Consider the following 7,079-nt stretch of genomic DNA (forward strand, 5'->3'; position numbering starts at 1 on the left):
GGGCTCATGCTCCGCCGGCCGCGTTGAGCTTTTGGCGGTACTGCTCGGCGTCCCAGTTGACTAGCTCGTTGTTCTCGGCGGGGGTGAGATAGTTCAGACGTGCCGCAATGTCGATGCGCGCCGTCACGTCGGCTAGGCAGCGTTGCATGGCATCGGCGCCAGCGCCGGTGCCGCCGCGCATCAGCACGCCCGCGCCGGGAAAAAGGATCGCCGCCGGCGCCGTGCCCAGCCGCGCGCCGACATCAGCCGCGGTCTCGCCAGGCCTCGCCAAGACGGAGCACTGGCCCAGGAAGATGACGTGGTCCGGATAGAGGCTGCCGGCCTCCGCCATGCGGCGGCTCTCCGGGTCGAGCGCGACCGCATGCGCTTCGACATCGGCCGGCAACCTGTAGCCGCTGGCGCCCGCAAGCGCCCTCAAGGCGGCAAGGTCGGGCGGGGCGGTCGCGCGCGCCGGCCGGGCCAGCAGGGACCTGACTCGGCGTAGCAGAAGCTCCGCCTCGGCGACGGTTTCGGCGGCGACGACCAGCCCGTGATTGGCAAGGATCAGCACGTCGACATCAGGCCGAAGCTTTTCGGCAATGCCGCGGGCAAGCGGCAGGCCTGGCCGGAAATAGGGTACATAGGCCCATTCGATGCCATCGAGCCGCCTGGCGACCTCGGCCTCACCATCGGCTTGCACGGCAAGCGAGATGGTGTCGACGCAGTGGACATGCAGAACCACGCGCTGCGGCATAAGGGCGTGCACCGTGGTCTCGATCGACGGGCGCAGGCCGCGCGGGTTGAGCGCCGCGATGGTGAAACCCTGCGGCTGGTCGGCGGCGCGGTCGCGCTGTTCGACAGCCTTGAGCAGCGGCGCCATGGCCACCGGCACCATGATGTCGTCGCTGAGCGCATCCTTCAGCCATGTGCCGGAAGCCTTGATCCACAGCGTATCGCCGGCTTTCAGCGAAGTGTTGCCGCCTGCCGCCTGGGTCAGGTGCGGGCTTCGCCCGATGCTGGCCGAAAGCGCCCGCAAGGCCGCCAGTTCCTTCGCGTCAGCTTGGGTTGCCATGGCGCTTTTCCTCCAACGGCTCGGCCGTGTCCTGCGCGAAATCCCGTTGCCGGGGTCGAATTGGCGCTGATATCGCAGATACGAGTGATCTACGTCAATAGTGATCTACTATCATCAAAACCCGCTTGCAATCCGCCTAATGTTGAGTAAGTTGCGCCAAATGCCACGGAAAAGGCACTCGGGAGGAAAGAGTGAGCGACTCCGGCCGCCAGCGTCAGATCGTCGAACTGCTGCGGGATCGCCCGTTCGCCTCGGTGCGCGAGCTTCAGGAGCGGCTCGGCGTTTCCGCCGCGACGGTCAGGCGCGACATCGACAGGATCGATGAAGCCGGCGAGGCGCGAAAGGTCTATGGCGGCATCTCGGCGCTTGACGGTGCTTCCCAGGCAGGTGTCGCCTATGCGAGGCCCTATGACGAGAACCGGGACCTAGCGGTCGAGGCCAAGCGGCAGATCGCCGCCCTTGCCGCGACGATGGTGCGGGACGGCGATGCAGTCATCGTGCATTGCGGTTCGACCTGCTTCCATCTCGGCGTCAAGCTCGCTGAGCGCAACATCCGCCTCTACACCAACTCGATGCCGCTGGCCGCCTATCTGAGCGACCACGGCCATTGCAGCCTGACCGTTGCCGGCGGCGAGCTGCATCGCGAACCCGGCATCATCCATTCGCTCATCCAGCCCGTGCCCTTCTACGGCTCGAAATTCTTCCTCGGCGCACAAGGCATTGGCCAGGAAGGCGTGCTGGAATCGCATCCCTTGCTGGTGCGCTCCATCGTCGACCTCAGTCTCTGCGCCGACCAGATCGTGGTGCTGGCCGACAGCCGCAAATTGTCGATCCATGCACGCAACGTCGCCTTGCCGCTTTCCCGCATCGGGACACTGGTCACCGACGACGGCCTTTCCGATACCGACGCGCGCATGCTGGAAGATGCCGGCGTCATGGTGCGGATAGCCTCATCCTCGGGAGCCATGCAGTGAAGGTGGCGGTTCTCGATTTCGGCAAGACCAATTCGAAGCTGTTCGTCTTCGGTCAGGACGGGCGCATTCTCGACGAGCGCCGGACACAGCCGAACTGGGTGCCCCAGGGTGGCTTCAGCGTGCTTGACGAGGCAACGCTCCACGATTGGGCGCTCAATGCCGTCGCCGATGCGGTCGACAGCCATGGTATCGAGGGGCTGATGGTGTCGGGCCATGGCTGCACCTTTGCCTTGATCGACGAGGCGGCGCTGACGCATCCGATCCTCGACTACGAGCAAGAGCCGCCGGCCGAGATTGCCGCGCGGATCGATCGCCGCATTCCGGATTTTGCCGAAACCTTCTCGCCGCGACTGCCGCTCGGCTTCAACTACGGCCGCCACATGCTGTGGCTTGAGGCGATTGATCCCGAGGCGTTCGCGGCGTCGAAATCGATCCTCGGCTATCCGCAATACTGGAGCTGGCGCCTTGGCGGGCGAGCGGTATCGGAAGTGTCCTATCTTGGCTGCCACTCGCATCTGTGGGCGCCGCGCAGCCAAGACTTTTCCTCGCTGGTCGATGCGCAAGGTTGGCGTGACCGGATGCCTTCCTTCGAGCGCGCCGGCGCCGTGATCGGCGAACGGCACCTCGGCAACGCGGCTCGGCCGATCGCCATCCACAATGGCGTCCATGACTCGAATGCGGCGCTGCATGCCTATCGCCGGCAGGAGCTCGGCCCGGTCACCGTCGTTTCGACCGGCACCTGGGTCATCGTGCTCAATCCCGACTGCCCGCTCGACGCGCTCGACCAGGATCGCGACATGCTGGTCAATGTCGATGTCGACGGCGGCCCGGTGCCGACCATCCGTTTCATGGGCGGGCGCGAATTCGCAACCATCAGCGGCGGCTGGCAAGGCGAAATCGGCCTGTCCGCAATACAACGGGTGATCGACGCTGGCATCATGGCGCTGCCGAGCTTCGCGCCGGGCGGGCCGATGGCCGGCCCGTCCGGCCTGCTGGTCGGCCGCACGCCCGATGCCGAGGAGCGGGCCGCCGCGGCGCTGCTTTATGTGGCGTTGATGGTCGATCTGTCGCTTGACCTGATCCATTCGCAAAACACCGTGATCGTCGATGGCGGGCTGAACGCTGGCGGTTTGCTCGCCAGCCTGCTGGTGCAGTTGCGTCCCGGTCAGTCCTTCCTGCAGGGCGCCACGCTGGAAGGCAGCGCCACGGGTGCCGCGGCGCTCGCTTTCGAGAGCGTCGGGCGGGAATTTGCCGCCGAAGTTCCGGAGCCGGTGCACGCATCGCGTTTCACTGGATTGGCGTTCTATCGCGATGATTGGCGTGCCTTCGCCATGGACCGGGGGATCGCTGGTGCGACGGCGGGAGGCGCGCGATGAGTGCGGCTGCCAAGGTCGAGACCGCGCGTCAGCCGGTGCTGGAAATGCGGCACATCTCCAAGACGTTCGGCGCCATCCGCGCCTTGCAGGACGTCTCGCTCAGCGTCCATGCCGGCGAGCTTCACGCCTTGATGGGCGAAAACGGTGCCGGAAAGTCGACATTGATGAAGGTGCTTTCAGGCGCCTATCGGCCGGATGCCGGCGGCGAGATCCTGATCGACGGCATGCCCGCCGTGACCGGCGATCCGATCAAGGCGCGCGCCAGCGGCGTCGCGGTGATCTATCAAGAGCTATCGCTGGCGCCCAATCTGACGGTGGCGCAGAACATCTTCCTCGGCAACGAGCCGCGCCGTTTCGGCATCGTCGACCGTGACCAGTGCACCCGGCGGGCCACGGAGATCATCGCGCGTCTCGGCGTCTCTTTCTCGGCCCGCGACGTGGTCTCCAGCCTGTCGCTCGGCGAGCGCCAGCTGGTCGAGATCGCCCGCGCGCTGTCGACCAATGCACGCATCATCGTCATGGATGAGCCGACGACGTCACTGACCTCGCGCGAGACCGACCGGCTGTTCGAGGTCATTGCGACGCTAAAATCGCAAGGCATCGCCATCATCTACATCAGTCACCGCATGGAAGAGGTCTACCAGCTTGCCGACCGCGTCAGCGTGCTGCGCGACAGCGGTTATGTCGGCACGCTCGGGCGGGCCGAGCTCAGCGCCTCGCGCCTGGTATCGATGATGGTCGGCCGCGATCTGTCCGCCTTCTACAAGAAGGACCATAGGCCGCCGGACGAAAAGCGCGCGGTGGCACTCTCGGTGCGCGGCATGTCCGACGGCCGTCTCCTGGAGAACTGCTCATTCGACCTGCACAAGGGCGAGGTGCTGGCGTTGGCGGGTCTGGTCGGCTCCGGCCGCACCGAGCTTGCACGGCTGATCTTTGGCGCCGACAGGCGCACATCCGGCACGCTGGAACTCGACGGCGAGCCTGTAACCATCGGCTCGCCGCGTGAGGCGCTCGATGCCGGCATTGCCTATCTGACCGAGGACCGCAAAGAACTCGGCCTATTCCTCGACATGTCGATTTCCGACAACATCAATATGGGCGTGCTGGCGAAGGATGCGGGCGCAGGCGGCTTGCGCGACTTCGCGGCCGCCGAAGGACGCGCTTCCAAGGCTGTTGCCGATCTCTCCATCCGTACCAGTTCTGTGCAGGTCAATGCCGGCTCGCTTTCGGGCGGCAACCAGCAAAAGGTGCTGCTCGCCCGGCTGCTCGAAACCGAGCCGAAGGTGGTCATCCTCGACGAGCCGACCCGCGGCGTCGATGTCGGGGCGAAGTCGGAAATCTACCGGCTGATCGACAATCTCGCCAAGCAGGGCATCGCCGTCTTGATGATCTCCAGCGAACTGCCGGAGGTGATCGGCGTCGCCGATCGTGTGCTGGTGATGCGCGACGGCACGATTTCGGGCGAGGTGACGGCAAGCCAGGGCGAGCCGCTCAGCCAGGAAAAAATCATGGAACTTGCAACGGGAGCGGCTCAGCAATGACCGACAAGGCGACCGAGATCAGCGCAGGCGGCCAGGCCACGGGCGCGAGCCGGCGGTTGCGCACGGCTTTCGCCGCCCTCGGCATGCTGCCGGTACTGATCCTGCTGGCGGCCGGCTTCCAATTCCTGAACCCGCGTTTCCTGACCGAGACCAATTTGCTGATCGTCACACAGCAATCATCGATCAACATCGTGCTTGCGGCCGGAATGACCTTCGTCATCCTGACAGGCGGCATCGACCTGTCTGTCGGCGCCATCCTTGCTGCCTCGGCGATGGTGGCGGTGATCGTATCGCTGGTGCCCGATTGGGGCCTGCTCGGCGTGCCGGCGGCCATTCTGGTCGGCCTCGGCTTCGGCGTCATCAACGGGCTGCTCATAGCATATATCAAGCTGCCGCCGTTCATCGTCACGCTCGGTTCGCTGACCGCTGTGCGCGGCGTCGCCCGCCTGCTCGGCCAGGACACGACGGTGTTCAACGCGGACCTGCCGTTCGACTTCATCGGCAACGGTTCGCTGTTCGGCATTCCCTGGCTGGTCATCATCGCGCTGTCGGTGGTGGTGCTGTCCTGGCTGGTGCTCAAGCGCACCGTGCTCGGCACCTGGATCTACGCCGTCGGCGGCAACGCCGAGGCGGCACGCCTGACCGGCATCAAGGTGCCGCTGGTGCTGCTCTTCGTCTATGGCGTTTCCGGCCTTCTGGCTGGCCTTGGCGGCGCCATGTCGGCGGCCCGGCTCTATGCCGCCAACGGCCTGCAGCTCGGCCAGTCCTACGAACTCGACGCCATTGCCGCGGTCATTCTGGGCGGCACCAGCTTCGTCGGCGGCGTCGGCTCGATCTGGGGCACGCTGATCGGCGGTCTGATCATCGCCGTGCTCTCCAACGGGCTCATCTTGGCCGGCGTTTCGGACATCTGGCAGTACATCATCAAGGGATTGGTCATCATCGTGGCGGTCGCCCTCGACCGCTACAGGCTCCAGGCCGGAGCACGAACGTGATTGACCTTAGTCGCCGGCGTCAACGACCGGTTTGTGTAACGCACCGTGAGAGGCGCGGGGCAATCGGAGGAAAGCAATGAAGACCATCGCCAAACTGCTCTGCGGCGTCGCACTCGCGTCGCTCGCCATCGCGCCTGCTTCGGCCAAGGACCTCAACAAGGTCGGGATCTCGGTCGGCCTGCTCGGCAACCCCTTCTTCGTCGCCACCATCAAGGGCATCGAGGACGCGGCCAAGAAGATCAACCCGAAGGTGGAGGTGACATCGGTGTCGGCCGACTATGACCTCAACAAGCAGGTCTCGCAGGTCGATTCGTTCATCGCCGCCGGCGTCGACGTGATCATGCTCAACGCCGTCGACGCCAAGGCGATCGCGCCGGCAGTGAAGAAGGCGCAGGCGGCGGGCATCGTCGTTGCCGCCTTCGACGTTTCGGCGCCGGGCGCCGACGTCACGGTGATGACAAACAACGTCAAGGCCGGCGAAGAGGCCTGCCAATACCTGGTCGACCATACCGGCGGCAAGGGCGATTACGTCATCCTCAACGGGCCGGCATCCTCGTCGATCCTGGAGCGGGTGAAGGGCTGCAAGAACGTGCTGGCGCAGCATCCCGAAATCAAGATCCTCTCCGACGACCAGAATGCCGAAGGCTCGCGCGACGGCGGCCTGAAGGTGTTCCAGTCGCTGCTCACCCGCTTCGACAAGATCGACGCGGTGTTCGCCATCAACGACCCGACGGCGATCGGCGCCCAGCTCGCTGCCAAGCAGCTCAACCGGTCGGAATTCGTCTTCACCGCGGTCGACGGCGCGCCCGATATCGAGAAGGAACTCGCCTCCGGCACCTCGATGATCAAGGCTTCGGCCTCGCAGGACCCTTATGTGATGGCTGGCCAGTCGCTGACGATGGCGGCTGACCTGCTGGCCGGCAAGAAGCCAGCGGAGCCGACCGTGCTGCTCGACCCGAAGCTGATCACGGCTGAGAACCTGAAGGACTACAAGGGCTGGACCGCGGCCCGCTAAACGTCCCTCAGCAGCGTGGGGGGGGGGGGGGGGCGCGGCCCCGCCGGGCGGGGCCGGCGCCGGCGCGCCGGGGGCGGCGCGGGCGGGGGGGAGGCTCTACAAGACGGGCGCCGCCCCCCGGGGCGGG

6 protein-coding genes are annotated in these 7,079 nt (G+C 65.8%); 5 read left to right on the forward strand and 1 reads right to left on the reverse strand.

The genetic code is table 11. From position 1 onward, the window contains the following. Window positions 1–4: 4 nt before the first annotated feature. A complete protein-coding gene (locus NKH57_RS27555; protein WP_352949089.1) occupies window positions 5–1,051 on the reverse strand; it encodes a class II aldolase/adducin family protein in 1,047 nt (348 codons plus the stop codon). Window positions 1,052–1,242: 191 nt separating this feature from the next. Here NKH57_RS27555 and NKH57_RS27560 point away from each other — a divergent pair, with 191 nt between their 5' ends. From NKH57_RS27560 to NKH57_RS27580, 5 genes are all read left to right on the forward strand, one after another. Then, window positions 1,243–2,025, forward strand: coding sequence for a DeoR/GlpR family DNA-binding transcription regulator (locus tag NKH57_RS27560; protein ID WP_352949091.1), 783 nt, complete (start codon window positions 1,243–1,245; stop codon window positions 2,023–2,025). Then, a complete protein-coding gene (locus NKH57_RS27565; protein ID WP_352949093.1) occupies window positions 2,022–3,401 on the forward strand; it encodes a carbohydrate kinase in 1,380 nt (459 codons plus the stop codon). The genes NKH57_RS27560 and NKH57_RS27565 overlap by 4 nt, the downstream gene beginning before the upstream one ends. After that, entirely contained in the window at window positions 3,398–4,942 is a 1,545-nt protein-coding gene (locus NKH57_RS27570) for a sugar ABC transporter ATP-binding protein (RefSeq protein ID WP_352949096.1), read from the forward strand. The genes NKH57_RS27565 and NKH57_RS27570 overlap by 4 nt, the downstream gene beginning before the upstream one ends. Beyond that, window positions 4,939–5,937: an ABC transporter permease subunit gene (locus tag NKH57_RS27575; protein WP_023757324.1), complete on the forward strand. Its 999-nt coding sequence runs from the start codon at window positions 4,939–4,941 to the stop codon at window positions 5,935–5,937. Before NKH57_RS27570 ends, NKH57_RS27575 begins: the two co-directional genes overlap by 4 nt. 76 nt (window positions 5,938–6,013) lie before the next feature. Next, the gene (locus tag NKH57_RS27580) at window positions 6,014–6,952 is read left to right on the forward strand and encodes an ABC transporter substrate-binding protein (RefSeq protein ID WP_352949099.1); all 939 of its coding nucleotides are present in this window, start codon (window positions 6,014–6,016) and stop codon (window positions 6,950–6,952) included. The last annotated feature ends 127 nt before the right edge of the window (window positions 6,953–7,079 follow it).

The organism is Mesorhizobium sp. M1050 (genome assembly GCF_040318715.1).
In the GTDB taxonomy this organism is placed as follows: domain Bacteria; phylum Pseudomonadota; class Alphaproteobacteria; order Rhizobiales; family Rhizobiaceae; genus Mesorhizobium.

Excerpts from the sequence above, each read along its gene's own strand:
- NKH57_RS27580 (WP_352949099.1), top strand. The coding sequence starts at position 6,014 with ATGAAGACCATCGCCAAACTGCTCTGCGGCGTCGCACTCGCGTCGCTC.
- NKH57_RS27570 (WP_352949096.1), top strand. The coding sequence starts at position 3,398 with ATGAGTGCGGCTGCCAAGGTCGAGACCGCGCGTCAGCCGGTGCTGGAA.
- NKH57_RS27575 (WP_023757324.1), top strand. The coding sequence starts at position 4,939 with ATGACCGACAAGGCGACCGAGATCAGCGCAGGCGGCCAGGCCACGGGC.
- NKH57_RS27555 (WP_352949089.1), bottom strand. The coding sequence starts at position 1,051 with ATGGCAACCCAAGCTGACGCGAAGGAACTGGCGGCCTTGCGGGCGCTT.